This is a genomic window from Paenarthrobacter sp. NPDC092416 (genome assembly GCF_044755025.1).
In the GTDB taxonomy this organism is placed as follows: domain Bacteria; phylum Actinomycetota; class Actinomycetes; order Actinomycetales; family Micrococcaceae; genus Arthrobacter.
The window spans coordinates 91099-105766 of record NZ_JBIVQG010000009.1; the positions used below are offsets into that span (position 1 = coordinate 91099).

Annotated in this window: 13 protein-coding genes; 8 read left to right on the forward strand and 5 right to left on the reverse strand. The window is 63.4% G+C overall.

All coding sequences use genetic code 11. The annotated features are described in order from the left end of the window. The first annotated feature begins 27 nt into the window (after window positions 1–27). Window positions 28–552, forward strand: coding sequence for a SixA phosphatase family protein (locus ACIQC5_RS16790; protein WP_400284748.1), 525 nt, complete (start codon window positions 28–30; stop codon window positions 550–552). On the opposite strand, the gene ACIQC5_RS16795 is transcribed toward ACIQC5_RS16790, so the two are convergent. Both ACIQC5_RS16795 and ACIQC5_RS16800 read right to left on the reverse strand, forming a co-directional pair. After that, a complete protein-coding gene (locus ACIQC5_RS16795) occupies window positions 549–881 on the reverse strand; it encodes a hypothetical protein (RefSeq protein WP_400284751.1) in 333 nt (110 codons plus the stop codon). The two genes, ACIQC5_RS16790 and ACIQC5_RS16795, sit on opposite strands and share 4 nt — an antisense overlap. A 115-nt stretch (window positions 882–996) precedes the next feature. After that, window positions 997–1920 carry a LysR family transcriptional regulator gene (locus ACIQC5_RS16800; protein ID WP_400284754.1) on the reverse strand — a complete coding sequence of 308 codons (924 nt, stop codon included), beginning with the start codon at window positions 1918–1920 and terminating at the stop codon, window positions 997–999. A 73-nt stretch (window positions 1921–1993) separates the two neighbouring features. On the opposite strand from ACIQC5_RS16800, the gene ACIQC5_RS16805 reads away from it, so the two are divergent. Beyond that, window positions 1994–2959, forward strand: a complete 966-nt coding sequence (locus tag ACIQC5_RS16805; protein WP_400284972.1) for an EamA family transporter — start codon at window positions 1994–1996, stop codon at window positions 2957–2959. On the opposite strand, the gene ACIQC5_RS16810 is transcribed toward ACIQC5_RS16805, so the two are convergent. Then, entirely contained in the window at window positions 2946–4424 is a 1479-nt protein-coding gene (locus tag ACIQC5_RS16810) for a gamma-aminobutyraldehyde dehydrogenase (protein WP_400284976.1), read from the reverse strand. The genes ACIQC5_RS16805 and ACIQC5_RS16810 overlap by 14 nt on opposite strands. Window positions 4425–4563: 139 nt before the next feature. Next, the gene (locus tag ACIQC5_RS16815) at window positions 4564–5250 is read right to left on the reverse strand and encodes a TetR/AcrR family transcriptional regulator (protein ID WP_400284756.1); all 687 of its coding nucleotides are present in this window, start codon (window positions 5248–5250) and stop codon (window positions 4564–4566) included. A 180-nt stretch (window positions 5251–5430) separates the two neighbouring features. Between ACIQC5_RS16815 and ACIQC5_RS16820 the strand changes: the two genes are divergently transcribed. From ACIQC5_RS16820 to ACIQC5_RS16845, 6 genes are all read left to right on the forward strand, one after another. Next, entirely contained in the window at window positions 5431–7131 is a 1701-nt protein-coding gene (locus tag ACIQC5_RS16820) for an amidohydrolase (protein ID WP_400284759.1), read from the forward strand. Further along, the gene (locus tag ACIQC5_RS16825) at window positions 7128–8813 is read left to right on the forward strand and encodes an ABC transporter substrate-binding protein (protein ID WP_400284762.1); all 1686 of its coding nucleotides are present in this window, start codon (window positions 7128–7130) and stop codon (window positions 8811–8813) included. Before ACIQC5_RS16820 ends, ACIQC5_RS16825 begins: the two co-directional genes overlap by 4 nt. 1 nt (window position 8814) lies before the next feature. Beyond that, window positions 8815–9843, forward strand: a complete 1029-nt coding sequence (locus tag ACIQC5_RS16830) for an ABC transporter permease (protein WP_400284764.1) — start codon at window positions 8815–8817, stop codon at window positions 9841–9843. Then, window positions 9840–10697 carry an ABC transporter permease gene (locus ACIQC5_RS16835; RefSeq protein WP_400284767.1) on the forward strand — a complete coding sequence of 286 codons (858 nt, stop codon included), beginning with the start codon at window positions 9840–9842 and terminating at the stop codon, window positions 10695–10697. Before ACIQC5_RS16830 ends, ACIQC5_RS16835 begins: the two co-directional genes overlap by 4 nt. Next, window positions 10694–12298 carry a dipeptide ABC transporter ATP-binding protein gene (locus tag ACIQC5_RS16840; protein WP_400284770.1) on the forward strand — a complete coding sequence of 535 codons (1605 nt, stop codon included), beginning with the start codon at window positions 10694–10696 and terminating at the stop codon, window positions 12296–12298. The genes ACIQC5_RS16835 and ACIQC5_RS16840 overlap by 4 nt, the downstream gene beginning before the upstream one ends. A gap of 66 nt (window positions 12299–12364) precedes the next feature. After that, a complete protein-coding gene (locus ACIQC5_RS16845; protein ID WP_400284773.1) occupies window positions 12365–13783 on the forward strand; it encodes an NAD(P)/FAD-dependent oxidoreductase in 1419 nt (472 codons plus the stop codon). A 178-nt stretch (window positions 13784–13961) separates the two neighbouring features. Here ACIQC5_RS16845 and ACIQC5_RS16850 read toward each other — a convergent pair whose 3' ends face one another. Beyond that, the gene (locus ACIQC5_RS16850; RefSeq protein ID WP_400284776.1) at window positions 13962–14609 is read right to left on the reverse strand and encodes a hypothetical protein; all 648 of its coding nucleotides are present in this window, start codon (window positions 14607–14609) and stop codon (window positions 13962–13964) included. Window positions 14610–14668 lie beyond the last annotated feature (59 nt).

A 14668-nucleotide genomic window follows, 5' to 3' on the forward strand; every position in this document is an offset into this window, starting at 1 on the left:
GGCGTTGGGGGCGGATAGGCTTGGGGTATGAGTGACCATCACATCAAGCGCCTGGTGATCATGCGCCATGCCAAGGCAGATTGGCCCTTGGGTGTGCCCGATCATGAGCGTCCGCTTGAGGAACGTGGTCATCGTGAAGCCCCGTTGGCTGGTAAGTGGTTACTCAAGCACGGGGTTGTCCCGGACTTCATCCTTTGCTCATCGGCGCTGCGCACCCGGCAAACGTGCACGTGGGTGTGCGACGAACTGGGGGACAAGGCGCCGACGCCGAAGCTTGAGGACGGACTCTACGCCGCCTCGGCGAACCGCATGCTGACGGTCATCAATCACGTTCCTGATACCGTCACCACGCTCATGGTCATCTCGCACATGCCCGGCGTCCAGGACCTGGCAATGCACCTTGCTTCCCGCGACTCCGATCACGACGCCTACATGGACGCTGCCACCCGCTACCCAACGAGTGCGTTGACGGTAATGGAGACCGAGAAGTCGTGGGCGGAACTGGACGGGCAGGATGCCCGGATTACTCATTTCAAGGTGCCGCGCCACTAGCCGAAATGGCTGTCGCTTGAGTCTCCCGGTGCCAGTTGCGGCATGCACATGCAGCGGATTTCAAAGACGGGCAGGCCTGCAGTTTCCTCGCCGTGCCCCGTCGCGATCAGATACTCGCCGTCGAACATGTAGACGGGCAACTGCGGCGACAGGTGCTCGTTGTACCGGCTGGGGTAGACCCATTGGCCGCGGATATCGAAGGCCGGGAGGGCGTATGGATCACGGCGATTGTGCGCGCTCGGATAGAGTCCGTCGTCGATCATGATGTAGCTGGCCAGGCCATAGGTGTGGTGGTTGTTCATGTCCGTGGGAAAGAGGATCGCTTCCATAGTTCAGACCCCTTCAACGATTCGACGGCTGCGCTCTTGGCAGCGCAGGTGATTTGTAAGGTTAGCCTAAGCTAACCTCGCGAAGGGTGTCGAATGTTCCAGAGTGTGACTTTCGTCAACCCTGCGGCAGGGCCAGCTCGTGCTCGGCTGCCACCTCGCGCAGCAGACGAATCGCGTGCCGGATGTTGGGGCTGGCCGTCATTGTTTTACGGTAAACGATGCCGACGGCTCGTTGCTGAACAGGGTTGATGACGGGAACGGCCACGACGGCGGGCGGCAGCGGAGGGCGGCCAAGTCGCGGCACCAGCGCCACGGCGACGTTCTGTTCCACCATGGCAATGTGGGTGGAGAAATCGGGATCGTAGACGCGGATATCGGGGACCCGTGCCAATCCTGCGAAGATCTGCAGCAAAGCTTCATTGCAAATTGCTCCCGCGGGCGTACTCACCCAGGTTTCGTCCAGTAGATCTTCGCGTTCGACGGCGGCGCGCCCGGCAAGCGCATGGGTGCTGTTGACGAGGACGTCAGCTTGGTCGAGGCAGAGGGCCTCGTGCGTCAGGTTCTCCGGGATCACCAGCGGGACTGAGTTCCAGTTATGGACCACGGCCAGCTCTGCCTCGCCCGAGGCAACCCGTTGGACTGCTTCGCGGGGATCTTCCGCCACAACAGTGATTTCAAGAGCCGAGTCGGCCGAGGCAATGCGCCCCAGCATCGGGCCCACCAGACCGCGGCAGGCCGTTGAAAATGCCACCAGCCGCAGCAGCCCCGACGGCTTCTTCGGATCAGCAAGGAGTGTCGCCTGCAATTCCTCGAGTTCACCCATGATCCGTCGGCCATAGCCGGCCAATGCCAGGCCACGTTCGGTGAGCAGGACGCCCCGGCCATTGCGCTCGAGCACGGCCACGCCGGTCTGTTTTTCCAACTTCTTGATCTGCTGCGAAACCGCCGATGGGCTGTATCCCATCACCTCGGACGCGGCCACCACCGATCCATGCTGTTCCACGGCGACCAAAGCCCGCAATGCTGAGATATCGATCATGAAGCAAATCTACTTGGTTTCATGCTGAATTCAACGCTGGTGCTTCAATGACAAGGGTGTCAGAGTGATTCTTGTGAACCTCCGCCATTCTGCCCTCGCCGTCCTCGTAGCCATTCTCTGGGGCGTAAATTTCGTCGCGATCGACCTCGGACTCCATGCCAACGGTCGCGACGTCCCACCACTGCTTTTCGTCGCCTTCCGCTTCCTCCTGGTGGTTTTTCCCTTCATCCTGTTCATCCGCAAACCGGACGTGGGCTGGAAGGCGATTGTCGGCGTCGGGCTCTTCATGAGCGCCGGCCAGTTCGGCCTGTTGTACCTTGGCATGGCGCTGGGGATGCCCGCGGGCCTGGCCTCGCTGGTGCTGCAGGCCCAGGTGCTGTTCACTGTGTTGCTCGCGGCCCGGTTCCTCGGTGAGCGGCCGAGCTGGCGGCAGATGCTCGGCGTAGTGCTGGGCGTGGCAGGCCTGGCTGTCGTGGCCTTGGGGCGCAGTGCTGTGGCGCCTGTCCTGCCGCTCATGATTGTGCTGGCAGCGGCGTTGTCCTGGGCTATCGGCAACATCGTTGCGCGGCACTCGAAAGCGGCATCGGGTCTTGGCCTGGTGGTCTGGTCGGGTGCGGTGGTGCCGATTCCCTTGGCGGGGTTGTCTCTGCTGGTCGACGGCCCGGACATTGTTTGGGCAACGCTCAATGACCTTCAGCCGGCCACGATCCTGAGCGCCATCTACACGGCAGTTTTCGCCTCGCTGGTGGGGTATGGCATTTGGAACCGGCTGTTGACGCTTTACCCGAGTTCCGACGTCGTGCCCTTTACGTTGTTGGTCCCGGTGGTGGGCATGACGGCAGCATGGCTGGTCCTGAACGAGATTCCCACGCCGGCAGAAATCCTGGGTGGGCTGATCCTGCTGCTCGGAGTGGCCATCGCAGTCCTTGGGGGCGGACGCAAATCACGCCCAGGCAAGCTTGTTGTGGGGTCCGCTCTGCGCCTCCAAACGCCCGGCAAGCGCGCAGAGCGGGCCCCACAACGGGTCAGGCGAGCGTGAAGATGGTCCGGTGCCAGTCCTTCTCGGTGACGTCATCCAGCTCGAACATCACGTGCTTGACCTGCGTGTATTCCTCAAAGGAGTAGGCGGACATGTCCTTGCCGAAGCCGGACTGCTTGAACCCGCCGTGGGGCATCTCGGAGATGATCGGGATGTGGTCGTTGACCCACACGCAGCCGGCCTTGATCTCCCGTGTGGCGCGCAGGGCACGCTGCAGGTTGTTGGTCCAGGCTGACGCCGCCAGCCCGTAGACAGTGTCGTTGGCCAGCTGGATGGCTTCGTCGTCCGTGTCGAAGGGGAGGACCACCAGGACCGGGCCGAAGACCTCGTCCTTGACGATCTCGGAGTCCGCCGCGGCGTCCACCACCAGAGTGGGCCGGTAGTAGGCGCCATTCTCCAAGCCGCCATCGGTCGGAGCGTAGCCGCCGGTCACGATCTTGCTGTAGCCGCGGGCACGGTCCACCATTCCCGCAACGTGGTCCCGCTGTTTGAACGAAACCAGGGGGCCGAGGTCGGCGTCGGCATCCTCGGGCGTGCCAAGGACGATCGCCTCGAAGCGCGCCGAGACTTTCGCGACGAACTCGTCATGGATGCTCCTGTGCACAATGGCCCGCGTGGCTGCGGTGCAGTCCTGGCCGGTGTTGATGAGCGAACCTGCAACGGCGCCGTGCACAGCAGCGTCCAGGTTGGCGTCGTCGAACACCACGAAGGGGGCCTTGCCGCCCAGCTCAAGATGCACCCGTTTTGCGTTCACGGCAGCAGCTTCCAGGACCGTTCGCCCAACGGCAGTGGAGCCCGTGAAGGAAACCATGTCCACGTCGGGATGCCGCATGAGCGCCGCACCAACTGTGGCTCCATCGCCCACCACCACGTTCACCACGCCGTCGGGCAGTCCGGCGTCGGTGAGCGCCTGCGCGAACATGAGCGAGGTCAGCGGGGTGATCTCGGCGGGCTTGAGCACCATGGTGTTGCCTGCGGCGATCGCCGGCAGGATTTTCCACGCGGCCATCTGCAGGGGGTAATTCCACGGTGCGATGGACCCGACCACTCCGATCGGCTCGCGCCGGATGGAAGAGGTGTGTTGGGGCGAATATTCGGCGGTGGCCTTGCCTTCCAGGTGGCGGGAGGCCCCGGCGAAGAAATCGATGTTGTCGATGGTTCCCGGGACGTCGAATTCCCGGGTCAAACGTAGCGGCTTGCCCGTCTGTGAGCTTTCAACGCTGGCGAATTGCTCGGCTCGTTCTTCCATGATGCGGGCGAATTTCCGGAGGATGCCCGCGCGTTCGCCAGGCGCGGTGCGGGACCATGCGGGGAATGCGGCACGGGCCGCTGCCACGGCGGACTCAAGGTCGGCCACTGAAGCGAGCCCCACTCTTTCCACGACCTCCGAGGTGGCTGGGTTGATGACGTCGAGGGTATTTCCTGACGTGCCGGACAACAGTATTCCGTTGATGAACTGGTGCATGGTGCCGTGCTTTCCCTGCAGGACGTCGGTGTCCGGGCAGTGCTGAATTGACGACGCCGGAGGGTGTCGTCGTGCGGTCGGGTAAGGTTGCGCCGTGCCAAAGGCGGCGGTGGCAAGGGCGGCCGCCACGTGCGCTCGGTCAGGCGCGCGGCGCTTGTGTGCTTTCGCGTTCGGCGCTGTCCAGGATGGCCGCGAGGCCAGCCTGGAATGCCTTGAGTGAATCGAGGTTTTGCAGCGCCGCGTGGTGTTTTTCGAGGAGCGGGTAACCGGAAAGGCGTGTAAAGATCCGGGGATTGAGCCAGGGGTCGTGCCCTTCGGAGTCCGGAAGCCGCTGGATTTCCACGGCGATCCCGGTACCGAGGGCAAGGGTGTAGCTTTCCAAGGCCGCGTAGTAATGCACCACACGGTCCTCTGCCAGGCCGGCATCCGTGAGGCATTGCAGGACAAATTCAATGGCCTTCAATTCGCCGGGGCCGTAAGTGTCCGTCGCGAACGACTCGCTGCCCAACGAGGGATGCTGCATGAAGACCCTGAGAAGTTCGTTGAGGTAGGCCTCCAGCCGGGTACGCCAGTCCTTGTCGCGTGCCGATGCCAAAGTGCGCTCGACGGACATCATGAACAACTTGTCCAATGCTGCCCTGACGATTGCGTCGCGGTTCCGGAAGTGCCGGTACACGGCGGTGGCGTCGACGTCGAGTTCCTGTCCCAGCCGGCGGACCGTCAGCCGCTCGCCGAGTTCCTGGCTGGAGATTCGGAGGACAGCGTCAATGATGGTGGCTGGGTCCAGGCGCGTGCGGCGGTCAGTGGATTGTGTTGGCTGCGCCATCTGTTGTCCACCTTCCATGCGATCCCGGGTTGGTTATCACCGTACATGATTCATGGTTTCCTCCTTCCGAGGACAAGTCAAAGACTTTGTCAGCGCCGATGTCAACACTGTTGACTTAAATGTGATTCGGCTCATAGTGTGTGTCGCAGAGTTGAATTTCCCCACGAAAGGACTCGAACCGTGCACGCAGAGATTTTGTTTGAGAACGGATGGGTGTACACCGGCAAAGACGCCGGACCCGTCCGAGTGAACCTGGCAGTAGCCGACGGCCGGATCATCGCCGTCGGCAGCCCGGAGGCTGTAGAAGAAACGGCCGCAGAGGCCACACGCCGGGTTGACCTCGGAGGCCAGTTGGTGGTTCCCGGCTTCCAGGACGCCCACATCCACCCGATCTTCGCCGGCGTCGAACTGCTGCAATGCGACCTGACGGAGGCAGCCTCCGCAGAAGATGCCGTGGCAACTGTTGCCCGCTACGCCGAAGCAAACCCGGACGAGCCCTGGATCCTGGGCGCCGGTTGGTCCATGGATCTCTTCCCCGGAGGCACACCCGGACGGGGGCTGCTGGACGCAGTGGTTCCGGATCGTCCCGTCTACCTTCACAACAGGGATCATCACGGAGCCTGGGCAAACACCGCTGCGTTCGAGGCCGCGGGGATCAGTGCGGAAACGCCCGATCCGGCGGGCGGACGCTTTGAACGTGAGGCGGACGGCACCCCGGCGGGCACCATCCACGAAGGCGCGATGGACCTCTTCAACGACGTCAAACCTGCCGTGGATTACCAAACGGCCTATCAGGGCCTGCTCACATCTCAGGAACTGCTGCTTTCGCAGGGCATCACGGGCTGGCAAGACGCTTGGGTACCCATTCCGGAAAAAGGCCATGCAGACAACCTCACCGTCTACATGGACGCCGTGAAGGCCGGGGACCTCAAAGCCAGGGTCACGGCGTGCCAGTGGTGGGACCGAACCGCAGGCATGTCCCAACTGGACGCCATCTTGGAACGGCGTCAACGCGTTGCCGATTCCTTCCACCCACGCCAGCTCAATGCCAACACGGTCAAGGTGATGGTGGACGGCGTGGCGGAGAACTACACAGCCGCCATGCACCACGTCTACTTGGACCACCACGGCCATCAGACGGAAAACCGAGGCATCGAATTCTTCGAGCCCGACGAACTGAAGGAATTCGTCACCGCGATAGACGCCGCCGGGATGCAGCTCCACTTCCATGCCCTTGGGGACCGTGCGGTGACAGACGCCTTGGACGCGTTGGAGACTGCCCGCCAAGCAAACGGGACCAACAACAACAGGCACCACTTGGCCCACCTCCAGATGGTTCGCCGAGAGGACGTCCCCCGTTTCGCGGAGTTGCACGCGGCAGCCAACGCGCAGGCACTGTGGGCGTGCCACGAAGAGCAGATGGACACCCTTACCCTTCCCTTCCTGGAGCCAGGCGCCGAGGACCGGCACTACCCCTTTGGCGAGCTCGCTTCAGCGGACGCCCGCCTGGTTGCCGGCAGCGACTGGCCGGTCTCCACGGCCGATCCAATCGCCGCCATCCATGTTGCCGTCAACCGCATAGCGCCGGGACAGGACCTGCCGCCGCTCGGCCCGGAATCACAAAAACTCAGCCTCAAACAGATCCTGGACGCCTACACAAACGGAACCGCGTGGATCAACCACCTGGACGCCGAGACGGGAACCCTTGAACCAGGAAAGCTTGCCGACCTGGCCATTCTGGACACCAATCTCTTTGAGCTGCCGGACGAGGAACTGCACCGTGCTGTGGTGACGCAGACGTGGATTGGGGGCGAGTGCGTCTACGACCGCGCCGCAGCCCACCCGGGGACAATCGCGCACCGGGCCCGGGTGATGCAATGAAGACCCGTGGAAAGCAAGGTAACGTGCGCCGCAAACAGCGGACGACGCCGTCGCGCATCGCAGCGGTAAGCGTCGCCGCCGTCGTGGTCGGCCTCGTTGTGGGCGGCTGTGGCGTCCGGCCCGCCAGCGTGACCGACGCCGCCGGCGGAGCCAAATACACCCTGTCCGACTCAACGCCGGCCCCCACCAAGGACATCGGGAACTTCAACTGGGCCATGTACGCGGAGCCGTTCTCCCTGGACTACGCCTACGCCTTCGACTACCCGGACAACACGGTCCTGTCCAACGTGTGCGAGTCGCTCTTCCGCTGGAACGCCGACTTGTCCACGTCGCCTGGCCTGGCCACCGGTGTGGAGAACCCGGATCCGCTGACCTGGGTTTACACCATCCGCAAAGGCGTGAAGTTCCACGACGGCACCGAAATGACGGCAGACGACGTCGTGGCATCACTGATGCGCCACGTGGACCCGGAAGTGGGGTCCTTCTGGGCGTCTTCATACCAAAACGTGGAGTCCATCGAGAAGACCGGCGACGATGAAGTCACGGTCACCACTACCCGGCCTGACTACGTGTTCAACGCCGCCCTGGTGGGCGCCCCTGGCGTGGTGGAGTCCGCCAAGACCCTGGAAGCGGCCGGCAAGGACTACGGAAACTCCAAGGCGGGCGTGAATTGCACCGGACCGTTCCAGTTTGAGCAGTGGGATGCCGGTGAAAGCATCACGCTCAAGCGCTTCGACGACTACTGGGATCCTGAGCTGAAAGCCAAGTCGCAACGGGTGACGTTCACCATGTTGCCTGATGCCAGCTCGCGTATTAACGCGTTCCAAACTGGCGAAATTGACGGTGGCTTCGGTATCCCTTCCAACGCAATCGACATCCTGAAAGCCAACAAGGACGCCGGATCGCTGTACTTCGGCAAGGGCACCTCCGTGCAGAGCATGGTGTTCACCAACCTCGCCGGGACGTTCCAGGACGTGAGGGTCCGCAAGGCGCTCATGATGGCCATCAACCGTGAAGCCTTGATCAAAGCCGCCGAACAGGGGTACGCAAGCAAGACCGACGCGCTCACGACACGGAGCGTATGGAAAGACGTCCCGTCCGGGACCGCGGACGAAGCTTTTGATGGCCTCCTCTCCACGCCCTATGACGTGGAAGAAGCGAAGAAGCTCGTCAAGGAAGCCGGGGCCGAGGGGAGCAAGTTCGTCTTCGCCACCGCCTCGCTGAACGCAGCGTTCGACATCACAGCCCGGGCCATCGCATCCGCGGCCAAGGAGATTGGCTTGGACCCGGAGATCCAGACCATGTCCAACGACAAATACACCACGCTGTTCTCCGACCCCGAGACCCGCAAGGGCGTGGACCTCATGGTCACGTCCTGGTACCTCTCCAGTGCCGAGCCCTTGGAAATGTACAGCGTGCTCCGGACCGGCGACTTCAGTAACTATGGTGGCTGGAGCAACCCCGGATTCGACGAACTGGTCAATTCAGCCTACGGCGTCCAAGACCCGGATGCCCGCGGCAAGCTGACCGGCCAAGCCGCCAAGCTCGCCAGCGAAGACGTGGTGTGGGGGCCGCTCTACGAAACCGTCACCACCATGTGGCTCGGCAAACGCATCACCGGAGCGGACCCGTCCATCAACTACATGTACTTCCCGTGGGCAGCCCAGATTGGAGGTCGCTGACATGACCGCTACAGGACAAGTGCAGGCGCCCGCATCCCCTTCTGATACGGACCGCAAGCGCGTAAAGAGCCGAGCAGCCCGTCCTGCAATCTTCATCGCCAAGAAGGTAGTGGCCCTGCTGGCGACACTGTTGATCGCATCACTTGCCGTGTTCTTCTCGCGCTTCCTGGTCCCAGGGGACCCGGCACGCTTCCTGCTCAGGGGACGCAGTCCCAAACCCGAGGCCTTGGAAGAGATCACCCGTCAGTTCGGCTTGGACAAGCCGGCTTGGGAGCAGTACGTGAACTGGCTCGGCGGCATCCTGCAAGGGGACTGGGGACGCTCGCTGACCTATCGCCAGGACGTCTCGGATGTACTGCTCGGACGGCTGCCCACTACCCTGCAGCTCGTGGCCTTGGCCGCAGTGTTCATTACCATCCTGGGGCTGTTCGCAGGGATTGTGGCCAGCCTGAACAAGGGCTTCGGTGACCGCTTCATCCTCATCACACTGACCGCGGCCGGAGCTGTGCCACCGTTCGTGGCAGCCATCGCCTTGGTGGCACTGTTCTCGGTGGGCTTGGGCTGGTTCCCCTCCTTTGGAAGCGGCGACGGCGGATGGGACCGGATCTGGCACCTCACCCTCCCGGCGCTCGCCTTGGGGATCACGTATATCGCCATGGTGGCCAGGGTGACGCGATCCTCCATGAACGAGCAACTCCTCCGCGAACACGTGGAAGTGGCTACCAGCCGTGGTCTTACCCGGGGGTCCGTAGTGGCCCGCCATGTGCTGCGCAACGCCCTGGGACCCATTCTGACCGTGAGCGGCGTCCTGGTAGCCGGTCTCCTGGTCTCAAGTGCCATCATCGAGCGGACCTTTGGCCTGTCCGGCATCGGGCAACTCCTGGTCCAATCCATCGACAGGCTGGACTTCGCTGTGGTCCAGGCAATCGTCATGGTGGTGGTCACGGCCTTCGTGCTGGTGAACACCGTGGCCGACCTCATCCAGCCCCTGATTGATCCGCGTATCGCGGCCGGAACGGAGTCCCGATGACCTTGGCCATCCAGCTGCCGCAGGCAGGCCTTCGCCGTTACGGCAGCCTCCTGTCACCCATGGCGTGGGGCGCGCTCGCCGTTGCCGCCGCCGTCGTACTTCTCTCACTGTTCGCCCCGGTCCTGGCGCCGTACGACCCGGACTATGTGGACCTCAACAACGTTCTGGCTGGTCCCGGTGCCCACCACCTGTTGGGCACCGACGCCCTGGGCCGTGATCTCCTGAGTCGCCTCATGCACGGAGGACGGACTTCGCTGTTGGGGCCGACCATTGTGGTTATCGGTTCAACGGTAGTTGGCTTGCTCCTCGGACTGGTTGCCGGTTGGTCCGAAGGCTGGCTGGGCAGGGTGCTCGGGAGGCTTTTTGATCTGCTGTTCGCGTTCCCCGCGCTGCTGTTGGCCATGCTCGCAATCGCACTTTTCGGAAAGGGCCTCCTCGCACCCATCCTGGCCATGACCATCGCTTACGTACCTTACGTGGCCCGGCTGGCACAATCCTTGGTGGTCGCCGAGCGCAGCAGGCCGTATGTCCAGGCCTACCGGGTGCTCGGTTTCCGGACTCCGTGGGTGGTGCTGGCACGGATCCTGCCCAACTTGGTTCCCACAGTTGGCGCCCAATCCACGCTGAACTTCGGCTACGTGCTGGCCGATCTCGCGGCACTTTCCTTCATAGGCCTGGGGGTCCAACCGCCTACCAGCGACTGGGGCGCCATGATCGAGGAGTCCCGGGGAGCGTTGCTGGGCGGCTATCTTCTGCCCGCCTTCTGGCCGGCCTTGGTGGTTCTCCTGGTGGTAGTGGCCGTCAACGTCATCGGCGAGGAACTCTCAGACCGCATCGGAGGAAAACTGTCATGAGCCAGCTTTTGCAGATTAAAGATTTCACCCTGGGCTTTCCCGGCAGGCCGCCACTCTTGGACGGCATCTCCCTGAACGTGAACGACGGCGAGGCGGTCGCCTTGGTGGGGGAGTCCGGCTCAGGTAAGTCCATCACTACCCGTGCCGCACTTGGGTTGTTTCCTGGTGGTTCGCAATCGTCCGGCCTGGTCTCTGTCCAGGGCCTCGATACCCTGACAGCCAGCAAGCAACGCCTCATGGACCTGCGCCGCAGGCACGCCTCAATGATCTTCCAGGACCCCCGAGCCGGCATCAACCCGGTCCGCACGGTGGGGGACTTCCTCACGGAGACGCTCCTGCGGTTTGATGGCCTGTCCCGCGCCGAAGCCACTGAGCGGGCTGTTAAACAGCTTGAACAAGTGGGCTTGCGGCGGGCCAAGGAACTCATGGACCAGTACCCGCACCAGCTCTCAGGCGGCATGCTGCAGCGGGTGATGATCGCTGCTGCGCTCCTGAACTCACCGGACCTGCTCCTGTGCGATGAGCCCACCACGGCCCTTGATGTCACCACCCAGGCCGGAATTGTGCGGCTCCTCCGCGAAGAGCAGCAAGCCCGCGGAATGGGCATGCTCTTCATTACGCACGACCTCAACCTCGCGGCGAGCCTGTGCGAACGCGTCTACGTGCTCCGCCGCGGCGAAGTGGTGGAGCACGGCCCCACGCAGGCTGTGTTCCTCACGCCGCAGCAGGACTACACAAGGCAACTGGTGGAGGCCACACCCATTATTGACGTGGGCTCTGTTCCCTTGCCGGTGCCTGCCGCATCACCTTTGCTGCAGGTCGCAGGGCTCACCAAAACGTACCAACTGCCCCGAGGCGAAGTCCTTACAGCATTGGACGACGCCAACTTCAGCCTCCCCGTTGGCGGTTCGTTGGGTGTGGTGGGTGAATCCGGCTCCGGAAAGTCCACGTTGGCCCGGCTGGTGGTGGCGCTCGAAACCGCTACCGACGGTGAACTTACGCTCGGCGGAGTGGCCAGACCCCGCCGGTCGCTCAAAGCCTCCGAGCGAAAGGTCCTGGCCAAGGACGTTCAGATCGTGTTCCAGGATCCGTACCTCTCCTTGGACCCGCGCATTCCTGTAGGGAACGCCGTGGCTGATGTATTCCGCCTGCACCAGAGGCAGGGGCGCAAGGAAGCCAAAGCCAGCGCCCGGGAACTCTTGGGCCGGGTGGGCATCGGTCACGAAAGGTTCGACGCACGGCCGCGGGCCCTTTCCGGCGGTCAGCGGCAGCGGGTTGCTTTGGCCAAAGCGCTCGCCGCCCGGCCCCGGCTCCTGGTCCTGGACGAGGCCACCAGCGCTTTGGATGTCTCAGTCCAGGCGCAGGTCCTGGAACTCGTGGAGGAGCTGCGGGACCAGTTTGGGCTCACCATCCTGTTCGTCACCCACGACCTTGCAGTGGTCTCGCGCCTGTGCTCCGAGCTGATCGTCATGCACGAGGGGCGGATCGTGGAACAAGGGCCCACCGCCCGCATCCTTGAGGACCCGGGGGACGAGTACACCAGAAACCTCATTGGCTCCCGTCCGCGGCCTTTGTGGGACGCGGAACCGGTCACTGCCTAACGAGGCCGTGCTCTCACCATCACCCCAGGCGCTGCCTCAACGCGCCCTGAAACAGGAGAAACTCCCGTGAATACCACCGTTTTCGAACGGAATGTCCCGCAAGCCGACGTCGTAGCCAATGCCTTGGAAGGTGCCGCCCACCAGCCCTTCTGGATAGACGACCTGAAGGACACTGCTACCCGCTACCCGCAGCTCGACGGCGATGCTGCCGCCGACCTCGTGATCATCGGCGGCGGTTACACCGGCCTATGGACCGCGCTGCGCGCCAAGGAACGCGATCCCGGACGCACCGTGATCCTGCTTGAAGCGGAGCGCGTGGCGTGGGCAGCATCAGGGCGCAACGGCGGCTTCTGCGAGGCGAGCCTCACCCACGGCCACCAGAATGGGAAGAACCGGTGGCCGGAGGAATTGGAGAGATTGGACCGGCTGGGGATGGAGAACCTGGACCGCATGCAGGAAGCCGTGGAGAAATACGGCATGGACTGCGATTGGGAGCGTACCGGCGAACTCAACGTTGCGGTGGAACCTCATCAGGTGGCCTGGCTCCAAGAGGACCACAGCCCCGGTAGCATCTTCCTCGACCAGGCAGCCATCCGGGCTGAGGTGGACTCGTCCACCTACCTGGCTGGCCGCTGGCACAAGGATTCCGTAGCCATGGTCCACCCGTACAAGCTCGGCCTCGAGTTGGCGCGGGTGGCCACTGATCTGGGGGTGCACATTTACGAGGGCACACGGGTCCGGGAACTGAAGGACCACAACGTCGGCGTCACGGTGGTGACCGAACGCGGCAATGTGGAAGGGGGCCACGTTGTGCTGGGCACCAACGTTTTTCCGTCCCTGCTGAAGCGCAACCAGCTGATGACGGTGCCTGTTTACGACTACGCCCTTATGACCGAACCCCTGGGTCCGGAGCAGTTGGATGCCGTTGGTTGGGGCAACCGGCAGGGCATCGGAGACCTCGCCAACCAGTTCCACTACTACCGCATCACCAAGGACCATCGGATCCTGTTTGGTGGCTATGACGCCCTCTATTTCCGGGGCCGGCGGGTGGACCAGCGTCACGAATACCAGCCGGAGACCTGGGAGAAGATCGCGTCCCACTTCTTCACCACGTTCCCGCAACTTGAAGGGCTGAAGTTCACGCATAAGTGGGCCGGGCCCATCGACTCGAGTACCCAGTTCTGCGCCTTCTTCGGCACTGCCCGCAAGGGCCGCGTGGCCTACGCAGCGGGGTTCACCGGGCTTGGAGTGGGCGCTACGGCGTTTGCTGCGGACGTGCTGCTGGACCTTCTGGCTGGCCTGGATACCGAGCGCACGCGGGTAGAAATGGTCCGGAAACGGCCGTTGCCTTTCCCGCCGGAACCGTTGGCCTCCTTGGGCATCAACCTGACCCGCTGGTCGATGGACCGGGCGGACCATAACCAGGGGAAACGGAACCTCATCCTCAAAGCGCTCGACGCCGTGGGGCTGGGTTTCGATTCCTGACCCCGTTGGTGCGTGACGAACCCTCGCGTTGTGGGGCCTGTTCTGCGTGTTTGGGAGCCGGGATGGGGCGCAGAGTGGGCCCCGCAAGCAGGGGGAAGCTGTTGTGGGGCCTGTTCTGCGTGTTTGGGAGCCGGGATGGGGCGCAGAGTGGGCCCCGCAACGCAGGGGATTGGGTGCGTTAGCGCTTGGGTGCCGGCTTGCGTTGGGTTGAAGCGCCCGACGGCGGACGCTTGGCTGGCGTCGTCGGCGTTCGGGGCGCGGGGCGCTTCGGAGTGGTGGCCTTGACAGCGCCAGAGGTTCGTTGAGCTGATGCCGCGGGGCGCTTCGCTGGGGTGGCCGGACGGGATGTGGCGGGGCGCTTGGCTGGAGATGAAGCGCGATTCGAGGACGAGCCGGGTCGTGTGGCCGGTGCCTGCCTCCGTGTCACCGGGCGGGCCTGCCGGGAACCAAATGACGGCCAAACAGCACCCAGGAACAGCACCATGATGGTTCCACATCCAGCCACGGCGGCCAGATAGAAGTAGATGTCGGAGTCCTCGGTGCTCACGGCAGTGCCCATGGCGTTGGCGTCCTGGTTGAACGCCAGCCCCCACATTCGCAGGAAAGCGATGCTGAACCCAATGAACAGGCTGGTGCCCGCCGCGCCCAGAAGGACCACCAGGTATCGGCGACGGTTGAAGACCTGTACCACGGAGGCCAGATAGCAGGTCAGGACCGCCCCGAGGAACAGGTACAGCACCAGTTCTTCGAGCACCACGGCAGCGAGTACCAGCAGCCCGAGCGACACGAAGGCGGCCACTACCGCAAGCTTTCCACTGTTCCCCATGTGACGCATGAGGTTAATCATCGCCGACCAACTGGCCGCGCCACGCCGTCGTACATTGC

What these genes read in the sequence shown, in the direction of transcription:
- ACIQC5_RS16790 (WP_400284748.1), top strand. Translation starts at nt 28, where the DNA reads ATGAGTGACCATCACATCAAGCGCCTGGTGATCATGCGCCATGCCAAG.
- ACIQC5_RS16795 (WP_400284751.1), bottom strand. Translation starts at nt 881, where the DNA reads ATGGAAGCGATCCTCTTTCCCACGGACATGAACAACCACCACACCTAT.
- ACIQC5_RS16800 (WP_400284754.1), bottom strand. Translation starts at nt 1,920, where the DNA reads ATGATCGATATCTCAGCATTGCGGGCTTTGGTCGCCGTGGAACAGCAT.
- ACIQC5_RS16810 (WP_400284976.1), bottom strand. Translation starts at nt 4,424, where the DNA reads ATGCACCAGTTCATCAACGGAATACTGTTGTCCGGCACGTCAGGAAAT.
- ACIQC5_RS16815 (WP_400284756.1), bottom strand. Translation starts at nt 5,250, where the DNA reads ATGGCGCAGCCAACACAATCCACTGACCGCCGCACGCGCCTGGACCCA.
- ACIQC5_RS16825 (WP_400284762.1), top strand. Translation starts at nt 7,128, where the DNA reads ATGAAGACCCGTGGAAAGCAAGGTAACGTGCGCCGCAAACAGCGGACG.
- ACIQC5_RS16830 (WP_400284764.1), top strand. Translation starts at nt 8,815, where the DNA reads ATGACCGCTACAGGACAAGTGCAGGCGCCCGCATCCCCTTCTGATACG.
- ACIQC5_RS16835 (WP_400284767.1), top strand. Translation starts at nt 9,840, where the DNA reads ATGACCTTGGCCATCCAGCTGCCGCAGGCAGGCCTTCGCCGTTACGGC.
- ACIQC5_RS16840 (WP_400284770.1), top strand. Translation starts at nt 10,694, where the DNA reads ATGAGCCAGCTTTTGCAGATTAAAGATTTCACCCTGGGCTTTCCCGGC.
- ACIQC5_RS16850 (WP_400284776.1), bottom strand. Translation starts at nt 14,609, where the DNA reads ATGGGGAACAGTGGAAAGCTTGCGGTAGTGGCCGCCTTCGTGTCGCTC.